The sequence below is a fragment of the Enterobacter sp. BIDMC 27 genome (assembly GCF_000534415.1).
In the GTDB taxonomy this organism is placed as follows: Bacteria; Pseudomonadota; Gammaproteobacteria; order Enterobacterales; family Enterobacteriaceae; genus Enterobacter; species Enterobacter hormaechei_C.
In genome coordinates this window covers 2,926,892-2,943,507 of record NZ_KI973178.1, presented here as the reverse complement: position 1 = coordinate 2,943,507, position 16,616 = coordinate 2,926,892, and the positions used below count along the sequence as shown (strand labels likewise).

General features: G+C 51.8%; 20 protein-coding genes. 3 read left to right on the top strand and 17 right to left on the bottom strand.

Features of this window, described 5'->3' with window-relative positions; genetic code table 11:
• Positions 1-35 precede the first annotated feature (35 nt).
• From L463_RS08720 to L463_RS08730, 3 genes are read left to right on the top strand one after another with little or no spacing between them, the layout of a single operon-like run.
• Positions 36-398 (top strand): GtrA family protein, encoded by a 363-nt coding sequence (locus L463_RS08720; RefSeq protein ID WP_032648602.1) that lies wholly within the window; start codon positions 36-38, stop codon positions 396-398.
• Positions 395-1,336, top strand: coding sequence for a glycosyltransferase family 2 protein (locus L463_RS08725; protein WP_032673203.1), 942 nt, complete (start codon positions 395-397; stop codon positions 1,334-1,336). The genes L463_RS08720 and L463_RS08725 overlap by 4 nt, the downstream gene beginning before the upstream one ends.
• Positions 1,333-2,814 carry a hypothetical protein gene (locus tag L463_RS08730; RefSeq protein ID WP_032104988.1) on the top strand — a complete coding sequence of 494 codons (1,482 nt, stop codon included), beginning with the start codon at positions 1,333-1,335 and terminating at the stop codon, positions 2,812-2,814. The genes L463_RS08725 and L463_RS08730 overlap by 4 nt, the downstream gene beginning before the upstream one ends.
• 29 nt (positions 2,815-2,843) lie before the next feature.
• On the opposite strand, the gene L463_RS24090 is transcribed toward L463_RS08730, so the two are convergent.
• From L463_RS24090 to L463_RS08810, 17 genes are all read right to left on the bottom strand, one after another.
• Positions 2,844-4,859, bottom strand: a complete 2,016-nt coding sequence (locus tag L463_RS24090; protein ID WP_032673202.1) for a tail fiber/spike domain-containing protein — start codon at positions 4,857-4,859, stop codon at positions 2,844-2,846.
• Positions 4,860-4,917: 58 nt separating this feature from the next.
• Positions 4,918-7,395 (bottom strand): host specificity factor TipJ family phage tail protein, encoded by a 2,478-nt coding sequence (locus L463_RS08740; RefSeq protein WP_032673201.1) that lies wholly within the window; start codon positions 7,393-7,395, stop codon positions 4,918-4,920.
• On the bottom strand, positions 7,382-7,774 hold the full coding sequence (locus L463_RS08745; RefSeq protein ID WP_048248317.1) for an NlpC/P60 family protein: 393 nt from the start codon (positions 7,772-7,774) through the stop codon (positions 7,382-7,384). The genes L463_RS08740 and L463_RS08745 overlap by 14 nt, the downstream gene beginning before the upstream one ends.
• Positions 7,775-7,783: 9 nt before the next feature.
• A complete protein-coding gene (locus L463_RS08750) occupies positions 7,784-8,254 on the bottom strand; it encodes a hypothetical protein (RefSeq protein ID WP_032104766.1) in 471 nt (156 codons plus the stop codon).
• Positions 8,254-8,757: a hypothetical protein gene (locus tag L463_RS08755; RefSeq protein WP_032104765.1), complete on the bottom strand. Its 504-nt coding sequence runs from the start codon at positions 8,755-8,757 to the stop codon at positions 8,254-8,256. The genes L463_RS08750 and L463_RS08755 overlap by 1 nt, the downstream gene beginning before the upstream one ends.
• Positions 8,757-11,081 (bottom strand): tape measure protein, encoded by a 2,325-nt coding sequence (locus tag L463_RS08760; protein ID WP_032104763.1) that lies wholly within the window; start codon positions 11,079-11,081, stop codon positions 8,757-8,759. The genes L463_RS08755 and L463_RS08760 overlap by 1 nt, the downstream gene beginning before the upstream one ends.
• 57 nt (positions 11,082-11,138) lie before the next feature.
• On the bottom strand, positions 11,139-11,513 hold the full coding sequence (locus L463_RS0122805; RefSeq protein ID WP_032104762.1) for a lipoprotein: 375 nt from the start codon (positions 11,511-11,513) through the stop codon (positions 11,139-11,141).
• A 72-nt stretch (positions 11,514-11,585) separates the two neighbouring features.
• Positions 11,586-12,329, bottom strand: coding sequence for a DUF6246 family protein (locus L463_RS08765; RefSeq protein ID WP_032104761.1), 744 nt, complete (start codon positions 12,327-12,329; stop codon positions 11,586-11,588).
• Between the two features lie 50 nt (positions 12,330-12,379).
• Positions 12,380-13,135: an Ig-like domain-containing protein gene (locus L463_RS08770; RefSeq protein WP_032104759.1), complete on the bottom strand. Its 756-nt coding sequence runs from the start codon at positions 13,133-13,135 to the stop codon at positions 12,380-12,382.
• A gap of 60 nt (positions 13,136-13,195) precedes the next feature.
• Complete coding sequence (locus tag L463_RS08775) at positions 13,196-13,579, bottom strand: phage tail termination protein (protein ID WP_032104758.1); 384 nt, start codon at positions 13,577-13,579, stop codon at positions 13,196-13,198.
• The gene (locus L463_RS08780) at positions 13,576-13,944 is read right to left on the bottom strand and encodes a hypothetical protein (RefSeq protein WP_032104757.1); all 369 of its coding nucleotides are present in this window, start codon (positions 13,942-13,944) and stop codon (positions 13,576-13,578) included. The genes L463_RS08775 and L463_RS08780 overlap by 4 nt, the downstream gene beginning before the upstream one ends.
• A gap of 2 nt (positions 13,945-13,946) precedes the next feature.
• A complete protein-coding gene (locus tag L463_RS08785) occupies positions 13,947-14,297 on the bottom strand; it encodes a hypothetical protein (RefSeq protein WP_032104756.1) in 351 nt (116 codons plus the stop codon).
• Positions 14,297-14,470 (bottom strand): hypothetical protein, encoded by a 174-nt coding sequence (locus L463_RS08790; protein ID WP_032104755.1) that lies wholly within the window; start codon positions 14,468-14,470, stop codon positions 14,297-14,299. The genes L463_RS08785 and L463_RS08790 overlap by 1 nt, the downstream gene beginning before the upstream one ends.
• Positions 14,470-14,850, bottom strand: coding sequence for a DUF7370 family protein (locus L463_RS08795; protein ID WP_032104754.1), 381 nt, complete (start codon positions 14,848-14,850; stop codon positions 14,470-14,472). The genes L463_RS08790 and L463_RS08795 overlap by 1 nt, the downstream gene beginning before the upstream one ends.
• Before the next feature lie 2 nt (positions 14,851-14,852).
• Entirely contained in the window at positions 14,853-15,068 is a 216-nt protein-coding gene (locus L463_RS08800) for a hypothetical protein (RefSeq protein WP_032104753.1), read from the bottom strand.
• 10 nt (positions 15,069-15,078) lie between these two features.
• On the bottom strand, positions 15,079-16,173 hold the full coding sequence (locus L463_RS08805; protein WP_032104752.1) for a major capsid protein: 1,095 nt from the start codon (positions 16,171-16,173) through the stop codon (positions 15,079-15,081).
• A gap of 11 nt (positions 16,174-16,184) precedes the next feature.
• Positions 16,185-16,613 (bottom strand): hypothetical protein, encoded by a 429-nt coding sequence (locus tag L463_RS08810; protein WP_032104751.1) that lies wholly within the window; start codon positions 16,611-16,613, stop codon positions 16,185-16,187.
• Positions 16,614-16,616: the final 3 nt, after the last annotated feature.

Below are 16,616 nucleotides of genomic sequence, written 5' to 3'. Positions count from 1 at the left end.
AACTTCAGACCTTTCCGAATTTGCTGATTTTTATAATGTTAAAGCTCTTTGCTAAGTACACATCGATCGGCGTCATAAACACGCTCATTCACTGGGTTGTGTTCGCTATTTGCATATACGCGTTTCACACAGGTCAGGCTCTTGGCAACTTCGCCGGGTTCGTCGTGGCGGTGTCATTCAGCTTCTTTGCAAACGCCAGGTTCACGTTTAAGTCTTCGACAACCACGATGCGCTACATGCTGTATGTAGGGTTTATGGGATCCTTGAGCGCAGCTGTTGGTTGGGCTGCCGATAAGTCCGGTATGGCTCCAATTGTGACTCTCATTCTCTTCTCCGCTATCAGTCTGGTGTGCGGCTTTATCTATTCAAAGTTCATTGTCTTTAGGGATGCGAAATGAAAATTTCTCTGGTCGTTCCGGTATTTAATGAAGAAGATGCTATTCCAATCTTCTACAAAACCGTGCGGGAGTTTGAAGAGCTACAACAGCATGAGGTAGAGATAGTCTTTATCAACGACGGCAGTAAAGATGCGACAGAATCAATAATAAATGCGCTCGCTGTGGCCGATCCGCTTGTCATTCCTCTTTCCTTTACCCGCAATTTCGGTAAAGAACCTGCGCTGTTTGCAGGACTGGACCATGCAAGCGGCGAAGCTATTATCCCGATAGATGTTGATTTGCAGGACCCAATTGAGGTTATACCGCACCTGATAGAGAAATGGCAGGCCGGGGCGGATATGGTGCTGGCTAAACGCTCTGACCGGTCCACCGATGGGCGACTCAAGCGTAAGACCGCAGAGTGGTTCTATAAGCTGCACAACAAAATCAGCAATCCGCAGATCGAGGAAAACGTTGGCGACTTCCGCCTGATGTCTCGAGATGTGGTTGAAAACATCAAGCTAATGCCAGAACGCAACCTTTTCATGAAAGGCGTTTTGAGTTGGGTTGGCGGCCGCACTGATGTTGTTGAATATGCCCGCGCAGAACGTGTTGCCGGGGATTCTAAGTTTAATGGCTGGAAACTGTGGAACCTAGCGTTAGAGGGTATCACCAGTTTCTCAACTTTCCCACTGCGCATGTGGACGTATATCGGCTTGTTCGTTGCTGGCCTGGCCTTCATCTATGGCGCATGGATGATCGTCGACACGTTAGCGTTCGGCAACCCGGTTCGTGGCTATCCATCAATGCTGGTTTCAATACTTTTCTTGGGCGGGATTCAGTTGATAGGCATAGGTGTGCTTGGGGAATATATCGGCAGAATTTATGTTGAAGTTAAAGGAAGGCCTCGATACATCATCAAAAAAGATTTCAATGATATTCGGAAGGACGAGAAATGATTAGTCAGACTTTGGGAAAAGAGATTCAAATAAAGTGGGTGTTGTTCACATTTGTATTCGCAGTTGTGGCTGTGTTTTTTACGGTTATTCATCCGGTAACTATTACTTCTGGCGATGAGTGGATCAACCTTTCTTCCGGTAGGCAAGCATATCCGCAATGGGGCGGTTTTAACCCTATCAAGGTAGTTCCTGAGGTATCTTTCCCACTATTTGGTAACATTGCCTCATCTGTCGTTATGCCTCTTGGGTTTACATTCCTTGAAGCTATTGCTTATTTGACAGCGGTTTTAGTTGCAGTTCTTGTTGTGTTATTCCTTTATCAATTCTATCTTTTGATGAGGAAGACCGCAGGGTTATCAACTTACACAAGTTCAGTTTTAGTGATCTTCTACTTACTGTGCCTGTTCGGCCTATTCAGAACTCTAAATAATAATAACAGTCCATACCTGTTGTGGGAGCAAAATCTTACCTGTTATTATCACTATATTGTTCCAGCCCTAATAAACGGCACGCTGGCACTTTACGTTTTAAGAATGTCGTCAACCTTAAAGCCATTCTTTTACGAAAGAGCGATCTTTTCTGGCGTTCTGATATTTTCCATTTACCTATGTGTATTTTCGAACATTTTTGCCAGTGTTTTGCTTGCAGTTATGTGCGGTGTGGTACTTCTTCTGAATCTCATTAGCAACAGATTTAAAATTGTTGAGACGATTAAGGATTACCCTTTCCACTGCATCACTCTGGCGATGTGGGCTATTTCTGCTCTCTTTGAAATGAACGGAGGAAGAGCGGACCGAATGGCAAAAGATCATCTGGATATTTCAGGTACAGTCAATGCATTTTACTCACTGCTTAAATTAACAGATCGCACCTTCTTCATTGTGCTGACTGTTGGATTGGTTTGCGGTGCAGTGTTTTTGCTAAGAAGAAATTCAGATGAAAGTACTGAAGGTAAAAGATACGCTTTCTGGGTATCGGTTATCTCTGGTGCCATCACTACATTGGCTCTTATTCTGGTGTGCGCAAAGGCTAGTGCTAACTATGCTACTCGACCTGTGGCAATGTGGGGTTCTTTTATGTACTTGATAGTTGCTGCCAGTTTGGGCTTGGGGTACTTCATTGAGCGCTTTAAGGCTGTTCACTATTTCGCTCCAATAGTTATGCTGTTCTTAATTAACAAGACCACGGACCAGTCTCATTCTTTGCGAGAGTCAAATAGTGGGAACGTTCCTTTTTCAGTTGCTTACGCGATAGGTCAAGATATGATTGAGCAGGTGCAAAACGCAGTTAATGGAAACCAACGCACAATGACACTACATGTGCCCAAGGGTGATAACAATGACAACTGGCCGTTCCCGGTAACAAGAGGAAAAGCTATTTCAGAAACTCTTAAGTCCAATGGGTTGATACCTCGTAACATTGAGATAAAAATCCAGCCGGACAGAGAAATGAATGCCAAATATGGTATGCCAATCTGAATAGTTGCGCCCCATTAGGGGCGCATTAGTTATGACTTAATATTCAATGATTCTACGTTCCCAGTACCACCGGAAATGCTAACTGCCGTCGCTCCTGAGGTTGAGCGCGCTTCATTCATATGTGCCATATTGAATGAACCAGCACCAATTACGATTGCGTAAAGCATTGTTGTGCCTGTTGCGCTATTGCCTATCGCCTGACACCTATTACTGCTTGATATGTTGATTCCATTATATGTCCCGGTCGTACCAAATCCAGCATCTGTAATGGTATTGCCAATTAGCTTTATGCTTTCGCATGATGCCAGTGAGATTCCATGTCCGTTAACTCTCCTTACTGAATTATCGCTGCATGTACCTTGCTGTACATTGTCCAGTACAATCCCAAGTCCGCCTGACCCGTTTCCATCGACGATGTTATTCACAATATTTGTGTTGTAGTTGGCGCTTGATGTACCAGCCATAATAACCCATATCCCGTAATTGAGAGAGCCAAGGATTGAGTTATTGGATATAACAACATCAGAGAAAGTCTGTCCAGTAAAAGGATTTGATGATGGGTTGTAATATCTAACACCTTGTTGGCAACCCTCTATATTATTATGTGAGATAACAATCCTTCCGCAAGATCTATCACCGATGAATACAGCATCTTTGCAGCCTGCAATCTGATTATTTGTTATCAGAAGTCCAAAGCAGTTTTGATGGTCTATCCCGTTATCAACAAAGTTTCTTACAATATTACCAGAAGTTGTAAGATGAAATTGAGCTGCCGCAGAGATGCCCTGACTATCACTTGCAGCCGATGAAGAAGCAACAACGATATTGTTCCTGATTGTGTTATAGAACCCTTGGGTTACCCCTATCTCATTACGCATAAGGATTCCCCAATTTGCGTGAAGGCAGGTATTACCTTCCATCACACAATGTTCTCCCTCATTCATCTGAATGGAGCATCGAAAGTTACCTGAGCCAGCGTACCCACAATTATCGGTTTTATTATTTCTTACAATGCACTCTTTTCCTGCTGTGATAATTCCATTTCGTCCAACATCAACAATGATACAATTTTCAATCACTGTCCCGGCCGCGGTATTACTTTGAACTATTCCTGCTGCGGCATCTGTACTATTTCCTTTAATCCTAAATCCATTAATACTATGCGCGGCTCCATTTACACGAACTATGTTTGCTATTGCAGCAGCTTTGATAGCATTCAGGTAGAGATTTCGCCCTTTTGTTGCCAATGCATTGTTGTAAAGGATTTCACCTGAGATGTTGAAATCCATGCAAAGGCCGTCAAATGACTTACCAGATGCAGCAGCGATAGCAGCGTTAATATTTGAATGGTATGAGGGTGTAGTGTCATCTATCCTTGGAACCGCGCCAAACATAAGAGGGTTGATGACTTCTGAGTTAGTTCTTATCCACGCCGATCCGCCCGATGTTTTGATAATCGTACCGTTGTTGTCGGTATACCCTATGCCATTGAGCACCGCCCTAAACTTTCCTCCACCATAGCCGGTATTTGCGGTGTGCTCCCGCACGGTGATGCGCTGCTTGTCGAAAGATGGCTCTATAGTTCGAAGCGTAGCAATGTCTGGACACTCACCAATTAACTTCTCGCCATCCATCGCGGCCAGTGCTGCACGAAGATATGCATCACCGACACCAACCCATGAACCAGGACCAACGCCACCAGTGCTGGCAGGGGTAGAGTTTTCCGGAACAACTTTCGGGCCGGATGCAAACGTACCAGTCCATTTGTAATATTCGCCGTCGGAGGTGTTCAGCAGCACCTCATTAGGGTTGTTGATAGTCGCGCCGGTGGTGAATGTTTTCCCTGAAAGGATAACGTAACCGAAGGCGTTCATTGCCTGCTGCGCGATGTAATTGATTCCCTCGATTGTGTAGTGCTTCTGACCAAATCGATCGATATAAGTCCACCCCATCGAAGTGACGAACTCGTCAATTTTCCCGGCGTTATACTTCAGATCGCGTGGTGATTCGCTTGGAACAGGCAGGTTGGTAGGTGTAGTAGCCATAATTATTCCATAAAAAACCCGGCACGGTGGCCGGGTTGGGGTTGGTCGGGGACGGTTCTTATTGGTAGATGGCGTCGCTGTATTCCGCGACGGTCAGAGATACCGTGTTATCTGTGTTCGGTTTGATGCTGTTGACTGTCCATAGTTGGCTGTCCAGTTCCTCCACCGTCGCAATGAGGTAGCGCGACGGGAGCTGGACAGTGTCTCCGTTCCAGATATTGAGCTGAATGCCGGGTATTGCCGCGGTGAATCCGTACTTCGTGTCGCTACGGGCGGTGGCCGGATAGCGCGGAGTTGGGTTACCCAGGCTGTCGGTAACCAGCACATACATCGAGCCGTTAAACGTGATCGGCTCGCTGGTATCAAAGTTATTCCCGGAGCGTCCGGTGATGTAACCCTGCTGCTGGTTGCTGTCGTAGATGTCAGGCATCTGTATGACGCTGCCGACCTGGATAATGCCGTCCTCAAACACTTTGGCGTTCATCTTCACGCGCGAGTAGATTAGGCGCTTGGTTTCTCGTAATGCGCGCTCCCGGGCCTGATACTCATTACGAAAGCCGACTATCTCCAGCTTGTTCGGATTTTCCGCTTCCTGTTCGACGATGGCGCCGTTTAGCACGCGATAGTTGATGTACGTCTTATTGTTCGTGGTCGGGTGGACGTAGGACACCTGTACGCCGTCGTAGCCGCCAGGAAGCGTGGCCTCGTACGTCATTTTGTACTCGTCCGTCTTCATGTTGGTCCGGTTGAATACGGCAGCCGGGTAGTCAACTTTCTGATCCCTGGTGAAAGTGAGCACACCGTCATCCCAGTAGGCCACCACTGAAGCCGCGTTGCAGATCGCTTGCACGCGGTCGCCGAGAGAATCGTTCTCGTCGTCGAACGTGTAGTCGAAGTAACCCAGTCGCTCATCAGGCAGACTTTCAGCGAGCGAATACAGTCCGTACAGGTCAATGCTGCTTACCGGCTGTTCACCCATAATCAACCAAGTATGCGCCACCGCATCAGCGAACGAGCGCGACGGCCGCAGAGTGTAATCCACCTCCTGCGTGTCGAGGTTGTACGTAATGGTATGGCGCGTCACCAGTGCGTTATATTTGCGCTCGCGGCTCCCCAGCGCGTTCTCGGTCGCCCTCACCTTCACTCGTACCAGCGTGTCGGTCGGGTGAACGACATTCGTACGGATGTTGATGCTATGGATCTCTTCGACCTTCAGCAGTGACGCGTCGCCGGAGTTATCCGTGCGCTGGAAGCTGACCGCGTACTTCCCGAAACCTCCGGTCGGAGTGATCTTGTCGGTTCGGTAAAACACTTCGCTGGTCGACTGGTGAGGCGTCGTCTGCCGATACGAGAATGTCTGCTGCGTACCAGGAACTTGGTTGTAGTCGTCGTCAATTTTCCAGATGACAACCTTCCAGTTGGTCTCTTTCTTCCCGCCGAGGCTGGACTGGGTATGCAGCCACAGTTGCGTTGACTCGACCGGAGAAAAGAACGGCCCAACCACCAGCGCCTCGTTATCGTTGAGGATGAATTTCGTGGTGTTGATCGTGGCGTTAGCAGGAATGTCCTGCGGCCCCTCCAGCTGGTTCATCGTAAACGTGTACCAGCGCACCGGGTTAACCACAGCGCCATCGTTTGTTTCAACGGCGGAAATAAGCGTGCCGGAGAAATTTGCGTCAGTGGTGACGCTGCCTGATGCTGTGTTGTACGTAACGTTGATGGTGAAGGTAACCGCATGCGGCAGAACCAGACCCATGAAATAGTCAAAATCAGCTTGTTTCACGATTTTCATCGCTATCTGTCCGCCGGAATACGTTCCGCTGACCACCGTGTTTGCCGTTGCTGTTTCGATCGGGAAGTCGCTGGCTTCGTTCTGCCCGGGAACCTCCTGCCCGTCGACGTCATCGAACCCGTAACCTTCAACGATCTGCGGGATTACTTCGCCAGGCTGGAAGAACTGGAATTCAGCACCTGCAAGAGAGCCCAGGCTTGATTCTGAGTAGCGCACGGACTCGTAATCGTATTTGCCGATACCGATACACATCCATTCAGTGACGTACTTCAGGCCGCCGTCTGTGGAAGTCTGATGAACGTATTCAAATACCGATTCCTGAATCAGATCCGGGAACGAACGGATTTGGCCGTAGATATCCGGCTTGGCTTTGTAGACGCGCGCGGTGTTTGTTTGACCGGTCAGGCTATTGTTCGGTGAGTCGACGGCATTACCGCCGTTGTTCGCGATTGCCGGCTTCGGCGCCAGGAACGAAAACACCTGGCCCACTACTTTAAATATCGGGCTAAGGATATCGCCGACAATGCCCTTTGGCTGGTCGAAAATCTGGATGTTGTCCAACTCGCTCAATTCAAACGCCAGCTCGTCATCGTCGCCCAGCCTTACGCCGTTGCGGACGATCAGCAGATCACGGTGAAAGGTAGCGTCATTGGCCGCCAGCCAGTCATAAAAAAGGGTGCCGTTTGGCACCCTGCAACGCAGCTTAGGCGTTCCTGGAAAATTCGATATCTCAACCAGCGCCATACGAAAAGTACTCCACTTTGGTGAATGCCCGCTGAATGACCAGCAACGAGTCCATGCGCACGCTTCCATTCTCGCCGCGGGAGTGCAGCGCCTGCCTGTTCAGTACCAGACCAACATGCGCCGGTTGCGCGCCGCGGTACCCGACAAATATCCCGCCATCGACCGGCTTATCAACCTTGCGCCAGAAAACGACGTCTCCCTGATAGCAGGTGAAGAAGTCCTCGCCGGCTTCGTAGTCCGGCGTCTGATGCAGTTCTATGCCGAGGACATGGCGGTAATACAATACGCACAAGCCCCAGCAGTCGACTTTCTCGAACGAGCAGGCCCGGTTAGCCCACGGCACTCCGATAACCCGCCGGATAAATTCATCTTTAGTCATGCGGATTCCTTATAGGTACTGGAGTCCAGTGTATTCGAGGGGATCGTATAATTTTCCAATATTATTATTGAGCGGGTTGGTCACAGACAGGGTGACAGACGCGGCGTCGGCATCGATGTCCACCGTCTTGACGTAAAGCTGCCACGACTTAATCGGCACCGACACATCGCCGCTGTCGAAGATCTGCCTGGTGGCCGTAATGGCCGTCAGACGGGCTGCACCCTTCCACTGCTTCATCAACGCTTTGATGTCAGACGACAGCCTCCCTAACTTCACCGTCGCGTCGATCACCGGCGTACCGCTCTGCTGGCTCTCTTCGATTTCAAATCGCGCCGGCGTGTACGCCTGTCCGCCGAGCGTCTTGGGGAAGAACTGCTTGTCGACAAGGCGAACGTAACCAAAGGATGGATGGTAGAACGTAATGGTGTCGTACAGTCCGCGCGTCGGGCGTTGCTGCTTATACTCCCTGAAGCTCGGCATTACGGCGCCCTCGGTAGTGATTCCGGATCGCGCCCGTCCGGATAACCCGTGACAACGATATCCAGCCACGAATCCCACGGCGGCGGCAGTTCAACAATGATGTCGTCAAACTCGTCATCGGCGTTGTACAGGTGGTTGGCAATAACGGTTCCCGTCCAGGTCACCACTCCGCCAGAAATATTGGTCTGGACAGGGAAACCATCTTTCGTAAAGTGAAGCTCCTGAACTTGCAAGCCACTACCGCCAAGATTTATCGGCATTCTGAACCAATAAATACCGCCGTGAAGATAGTTGGGACTACGTAACCATTGCTGAAATGCTCGGTCTTCCGCCAAGGTGAAGATCCACGTCAGAGACCAGGTCACTTTCAGGTCGTCGGTAAGGTTCTGGAAGATAGCCGGGCCGACCGCTGGCTGGTCGGTCTGGAACCCGGTATCGAGCGTCATGTTTTTGCTGGCCTTCTGCGCCAGCGGCAGCCAGTCGGGATAGTCGATAATTGGCATCAGCCCTGCCCCCTTGGCGTGCGTTTAACATTGAAGTTACTGGTTATACCGCTGCTGATTGGCCCGCCGTTGTTCAGGTCTGCAACAATGACATCAACGGTAAGTCCTCCATTTGCATCAGTGCCAGCCTGTGCATCAACGGACGATGACGTGTAGTTCTGGATGTTGATAACTACCCCTCCGCCGCCAGAAGTCATCTCCTTGTTGCTGATCACCCTGCCATTGTCGCCTGGTATCATGTACTGCTTACCGGTACTGGCCTGGTAAATCTCTGGCATGCCACCTTCGCCGACCTGATACATCCCACCAGCCGAGACAGGCCCGCCGTTTTTACGTTTTCCTGACAGTGCCAGGATGCCAGCCATCGCACCAAGACCAATAGCCACCGCACCACCGAATGAAGCCACGGATGACATGATGGCCGCCGGAGTCCATGCTGCCGTTGTGGCCGCCGCCGCCGCGGTAGATGTCGCCGTCGTGGTTGCGATGCCTGCTGCCTGTGCCGCGGTGGATGCTGCAACCGCCGAGGTAGTGGCCGTCTGGCCCATAATGGCCGACTTAACCCACTCGACGCCCATCTGCACAAATGTGTTTACTAGGCTATTTAAAACGGTTCTTCCTAAAGATTTAGCCGCTTCTTCAGCGTCCATGCTTTTGGTGATAAGGCCAGTCAGAGTGTTAGAGGCATTATTGCCGAATGCGGTAAATGCCGCAGCTGCTGCCTGAGTGGCCGCGTTCTGTTGCGCCCATTCTTCCCACATCGCAGCGTTACGCTGGTCACGATACTGCTGCTCTATAGCGGCACGCGCTGCCTCAGCCTCCCCGATCTTCTGCGGGTAAAGCTGGGCGTAAAGCTGGATGTCAGCAATGTCTTTCTGATACTGGCTATCCAGCCCGGCAGTTTTGCTGGTTTTACCCTGGATGGTACTGAACTTATTGGCAGCCTCTGTGCGCTCCCGTTCAGCCTTGGCCTGCTCACGCAATGCGTTGGCATTGTCCCAGGCTTTTCCTGCCAGTTGCCCGGCCAGCAGAAGTTGTTCCTGCGTGGCTGTGTTACCGAGAGACTGTTGCGCATTAAGCACGGACTGCGCTCTGGATAGTTCACCGACACTGCCAGCTGACAGCTCGGCCTTCTGCCTCAGTTCATCAAGCTTTTGATTAACAGATTCTTGAGCTTTGGCGTATTGCTCAGCTTCTTTCTGTGCCGCAGACTTTCCGCCTTTCGTTTTAGAACCACCTGAAGTGGCGATGGCTTTTATTTCGATAGGCTTAGTAGCTGCTGCTGTTTTCTGAACCGCATCCCAACCGGCGCGAGAGGCCTTCTCCCACGCTTCAGCTGTAAGTTGCGCGGATTTCTCCTCGTTCTCTTTCTGCCAGTCACCAAAGCCAAGCCAACTCCATGTTCTCGCTCGCTTGGCGTACATTTCGGCTTCAGAGCGCAGATCTGCTATTTGCTGACTGGCGGTAGCGGCCTGCCCGGTAAGCCTGCCAATGGCAACAGCAAGAGAATCGATAACCAGAACCATCCCGTTGCTAGCCCCTGTAGCCTGGTTAATATTATCAACCATGGTCAGGAAAGAGTTGGTGAGAGCGGTATTGGCCTGTGAAAGCGTGCGCGGTAGTTTCTCGAACTCTGCATTCACTGAACCGGTTTGCTTCTGAATGGCGTTCAGAGCATCTTCTGCCGTCAGTTTCCCGTCCAGCATGAGCTGACGAAGCTCTCCGATGCTTACACCCATCCCGGCGGCAATCTGGCGCGCCAGTTCCGGCATTTGCTCAAGGATGGAGTTGAACTCCTCCGCCCGAACCGTTCCGGAGGAAATTGACTGGCCGAACTGACGAAGAGCATTCGCCATTTCTTCGGAAGAGGATCCGCCAATGCGACCGATTTTCTGAAGCGTCTCGGTGAGTTGGATGATCTGGCCGTTGGTCGCTCCGGTATCGCGCAACGCCGTGCTGAGAGTCTCCCACAGCTTTGCTGTATCCTGTAGCGAACCACCCGTTGCCGAACTGATGCGCATCAGACTTTGCATAGTCTGCGATGCTGTCGCTGCGCTGCCAGTGAGCCTCTCTATACGCGCGTTGAGCTGGCTCATGTTGTCAGCAGCTACGAGGAATGCCTTACCCCAGTCAACAACGAGTGAGGCGGCAATTGCCCCGGCGACGCGGTTGATATTCGTCTGCAACTCATCCATCTTTTTGGCTGCATTGGTCGCCGAGTTGCCGATGGAGTCGAGCGACTTATTGGCCTTTCCCTGCGCCTTGAGCAAGCCAGAAACATCGGCCTCGATGTCGTAATAAATCTCGCCTGCTTTCTCAGACATCAGTTTTCTCCGGGCATAAAAAAACCCACCGAGTGGTGGGTTAGTTATTCGTGTCGTTTATTGGCATCGTTCTGTGTAAGCCGGTGGTGGAGGCGTATCTTTCGAACTGAGGAAGTGATCACCAAGGGTGTAGTCGACACCTTTTGAGAACATCCCCTTCGATTTCATTTTCAGCTCAACAAAGAAAGGATGGAACCCTGCATAGGCACCGAAACCGTTCTTTCCGTTAATTTCCCCGCAAACAACAGCATTAACACGACCGTCATCGGCATTTGTCATCTTCACAACTTTCACGTTGCGGAATTGCGCGCTGCCAGGATCCAGTAGATTGGCTGAAACTTCAGATTGTGCCAGAGAAATTGCCTTTTCCTCGCCAGGCTTACAGCCAGCCAGAATCAATGGAATCACCAAAACCAAAAGTATTTTCTTCACTCTTATCCCCTGAGTATTTTTGTCGTGCCATCATACGCCCGGTCAGGCGGGGCTGGAACATCCATTATTAACTCAGGCCGCTTTCTTTGCTGATTTTTCGCGCTCAACCATTTCCTGCCAACGGCGATCATCATCGTCCATAACCGCGTCGTACTCTTCCCTCGTGAAGCCCTTCTGGTCAGGGTATTTGGCATTAAGCATCATAGCGAACTCGGTCATAGTAAGGTTTTCAGCCTCTTCCCTGCTGATCCCGAAATGGTTTCTTGCCGCCATGATGTATTCAGTTGCATGGAACTCCGGTGTCGTTTCCTTGCTTTCGTGCTTCTGCAACTTACGAACCTTGGCCCGTCCGATAACGCCATGCATGATCAGTGACTGAGCTATCAGAATCAGGTTCTCAGGCGGAAGCGCGCCACGGCGCCATACAAACGCTCGCCGTCCAGTGCGTGATGGCTCATGCCAGCCTGTCAGCTCTGAAACGTCCTCGTCACAGCATGATTGAATGACATTAATAGCCGAGAGCAATGCCTCACGCACAAACGCGGCAGAACCTGCCGCATCCAGAGCCCACCGCGGCAGGGAAATGTCCCCGAAGTAGTATGCGTAAAATTTACGCTGATGCTCCGGTATGGCGCTGTGAATTTCTCTGGCCGCTTCAAGCATCTTTGCCACATCGTCATTGAACAGCGCATAGAAAGTGCGGACGATATGCTCAGGCTCGCCGATTCGCGTCATATTGCGGAACGATGGTCGGAAGAAGTATTCTCGGCCGCCAGCACCAATCAGGCACTCGCCAATTTCTTTCAAAGGGGTCATATCGTTCTCCATAACCATTATCAAGGGCAGCAAGCCGCCCTTTGTAGTGATTACGGTGCGGCAGTCACGGTCACAGCACAGGTGTCGGTGAAATCACCGTCAGCAGTGGTAGCCGTAATAGTCGCGGTGCCCTCGGCTACTGCTGTCACCAGGCCGGTTGAACTGACGGTGGCTATGGAAGGTGCCGAAGTGGTCCAGGTGATCGCTTTGTTAGTCGCATCTGTTGGCTGAACCGCGCCGCTGAGTTGCTGGGTTGCTCCAACGACCAGAGAAGCAGTTGCAGGAGTTACTTCAACGCCAGTGGCCGCGATAGAATCAGCGACTTCAAACACGACAGTGTCGGCGTCGTAGACCTTCCACTCGCCGGAGAAAGTGGAGATATCGTTGGTACCGAAGTCACCAGACCATGAAGTGGTGTTCATGTAGCCCTGGATATAAGTACCGGCGTTCTCACCAGCAAAGTCGAACCGCACCCACAGGTTAGGCTGACGGCCTGCCTGCACTTCGTCAAAGATGTACTTCGACAGACGCCACGCGCCGATCTCGTTATCTTTATCAGACTTGCGAAACTCCCCTTCGCCGGAGATCGTCAGATCCATGTTGTTGACCAGGTTCTCCACCAGCCCTTTAGCATCATCTGCCTCGGAGTTGATGGTGTTCATCGAATAGTCGATGCCCTTAGTCGTCATAGCGCCGAGACGCTTCCACTCGGAAAGCGCTGGCACTGCGTCGGGGCAGCCAAAGGCCATGCGTAGCACAGCTACTTTCCCGATCAGCTTGCCAAAATCATTAGCACAGCCTTGCATGTGTACCTCTCAAATAAAAAAAAGGCCACCGGATGGCAGCCTGATGGGTTGATGATTGGGTTATTCGCCGTAGACGCACATGAACTGGAGTCTGAAGACCAGGCGGCCCTCTTCGGTCAGGATTGGTGCTGGCATGTTTCCGAGATTTTGAATCAGGCCAAGGCATTCGTCGGCAATGTCGTTCTGTTCGACATAATTGATGATTTCCTGAGCCTTTTCAGCGGCTGCGCGGCGCTTATCTTTGGCGGAAATGACATCCACCAGCACGTAGTGATCAGATCCGAGGTCATTTCGGATGTCGGTACCGCCGTTAGGCCGGAACACGATGAATGCGTCGGTTAACTTCGTTGTGTCGTCCCAAGCCAGCAACTGAACAATGAAGCCAGTGGTAAGCCCGGCATCAACGAAGTAGTTACGCACGCGCTCATACATGGCAGGTGTCATACTGAAAGCTCCTTGCGAATTACGGCATCAATCTGGCTGCGGGTATCCTCAAAGCCTTTGGTGAGGAACTCTTTCTGCGCGGTGGCGCGGCGGAAGGTTTGAGGAACATTCGGGTCGTGAACGAATACAGCGTAGTTCGCCGTGTAACCCACTCGCCCTGTCAGTCGAACGCCGTTGTTTATCAACTCCCGATACTGGCTATTAAGCAGCGTTGAAGTGTCTATCGGCGTATAAAGCGCGGCCTGGGAGCTGCCGATTATCATTGCTGACTGTAGCGCCCTGACGACCTTTCGCCCTTTCACGTCGTTTATGATGCGGTTGAGCCCGGCTTTCGACTGCTTAACGCCACGTACTTTGATGCCCATGGCTACACTCCCGTCAGGATGGCGTAATCATCCGCCACTCGCTCAAACGTGTCGGCATAGCGAATAACCTGCCGCACCTCGTCGGCACCGGCCACAACCGGGTCGGCTTCCGTCGATACGCCAATCAGCAGGTAATCACCCGTGGCCGCCAGCGCGAACTCTGTCCAGACGGTGTTCTTAACGACGATTTCAAATCCCAGGCTGGCTAACTTCTTGCTGAGCCCACCTTCGTAATCACAGAGGATTTGCTCAGGTTCGGCATAGCCCAGCGGGTCGCCGTATTCGTCATTGCCTTCCAGCTTTCGCCAGATGGTCGCTGTTGCCGTGTATGACCAATTCGCGGTTGCAGACATCAGTCATCCCTCCATCGCAGCACCTTCGCGCCAGTCGCCCGGATACGCGGGCAGTTGATGAACCACTCCCCGTCCGGTTTCACGTAGCCGGTAGTCTCCCGCCCGGTGTCGGTCATCACCCAGACGCGGGTGAACGAGCGCGGTAGACCGTGCTTAACTGATTTGTATGTCATCAGCAGCCCCGGACCACCATGAACAGGCCGACGCCATTACCTGCGCTGATAGGCAACTCACCGGTGCAACCGCTGGTATCAAGCCGGGCCAACGAGTCGCGCAGCCAGGTAATGCTGTCGTCACCATATTCAAACGAGCGGGACGCGCCAGACGGCGCCCCCTGCGATTTGATGCGGCGCGCGCCGGACGAAGTAGCCATAAGCGCGGCGGCGTACATCAGGATCAGCTTCGCGGTGCACTCGTCATAACCCGCGCCATCGAGACACGGGATAATCTTGTTCACCACGCAGAGGATCGGCGTAAGCAAGGCATCAGGTATGGCGTACCCCAACTCAGCGAGGAAGCCTTTAATTTCTTCTGGCGTAAGCGGGGTTGCCATGGTTATTTCGCCTTTTTCGATTTAGCGGAGGTGTCTTCATCGTTGCCTGGCGTAGCCACTTCCAGTTTGCGGTCACCGCCTGACAAGACTTCTACCAGCCCAGCGGTTTTCCACTTGATCGCAGTCTCTTCACTGACCTCCACCTTTGCACCAACCTCCAACTTCTGGAGATTGGCACCGGAGAAAAGGTTATCGCTAATCACTTTAACCAGTGCCATATTTCACCCCTTAGCTGTGTGCGTAGATGACAGATTTCTTGCTGTTGATGTCGGTCTTAACCATCAGGCCAGCAGCGCCCCAGGTGCGCCAGATGTAATCGCTGTTGTAGAACGGACGCGGGTCGGCAACAGTGCCGAACGCCTGGCCTACAATTGGAGCAATCACGCCAGCGGTCAGCGGAACGATCAGGATCTGGTTACCTGTCAGCTGAGCATCTTCTTTAATCGCGGCAATACCGGACAGTTTCAGAAGCTCTTGCAGGATCGTGTCTGACTGGTAGTTGTCACTGAAGTAGCGCTCCAGGTTGGAGATGATGGCGCTGGAAACATACCAGGTCTGCTCTGCGTACTGATTGTTGGTCAGCTTGAGAGTGTCGCGCAGCTTAATCGCCGCGTTACGGATCTGCTCTGCCGTGGCGGAGGCGCTGGTGAAGTCGATATTCAGGCCAGATGCGCCCAGATCAACCATCGCAACGCGCTCATCGTTCTTCAGGCCCTTCCAGGTCTTCTCATCAAACTTGATGTAGTTTCCTTCCGCGTCACGATAGCCGTTGTAGATGTAATCCACATACTGGCGACGGACTTCGTTGGTGGACTCGAATTGAGCATCAGAGATGATGTCGAACGCATCCGGGTTGTTCAGGCGAGGCTCACGCCAGTGGAATTTGAAGCCAGTATCGTGCACCGGAACCATCGTGCCGTCGTACTGGTACTGCACCGCATCCAACGCCGCGCCGATCTGGCCTGACATAGAGGTGTGAGCCCACATGCGGCCGCCGGACTTAGCGTATTCGTACACGGTCTGGTTGATGCGCACCGAGCGAGACAGTGGCATCAGGTCGTTGAACAGTGTGAACTCAGTGTTCGGCTGGAATTGACGCAGCACGGTCTGGTCAAATGCCTTATACAGATCAGCAGGTGAGCGAACGGCGTTGATGCCATTCAGCTGATTAACTGCATTCAGGCGATCAGCCATTTCCTGCATTACGTTAATGCCCTGATGGTTCAAAGCGGCATTACGCTCCTGCGTCAGCATACCAAACTGGTACTGGTTCACGGCCAGGTTGCCGGTCTTTTCGCCCAGCGATTTAGAATAAACAAGCATTCAGTGACTCCTTACTTAATCACTACGCGAATGAGGTCGCCAGCAGCGGCGGTGATTGAGCGCTCTTCGTCGCAATAGCAGCGATCTGATTCGCCAGTGGCCCATTTCTTCACCTGGCCGTTGACGATTGAGAGAGCGTCGCCTTTTTTGTAGGTACCGGCGGCAGCGCGGACGTTCAGGAACATGCCAGGCAGTGGATGGATCCCCACCAGCAGATCGTCGACAGCAAACGTGTCATCTACCGTCTTGCAGCGCAGATAGTCGAAGTCAGCGACATAGATAATCGCTGTTTCGCTACCATCTACCGACACCTTGAAGACGCCAGCATCGAAGAAGCCCAGGGTGCCGGGCTTGACCGCGGTGGCTCGGCCTTCACGGTTGAGCAGCGGATTAGGGAATACGCCACCGGCGTGAATTACGTGTTTTCCGTCTTTAGCCATTTT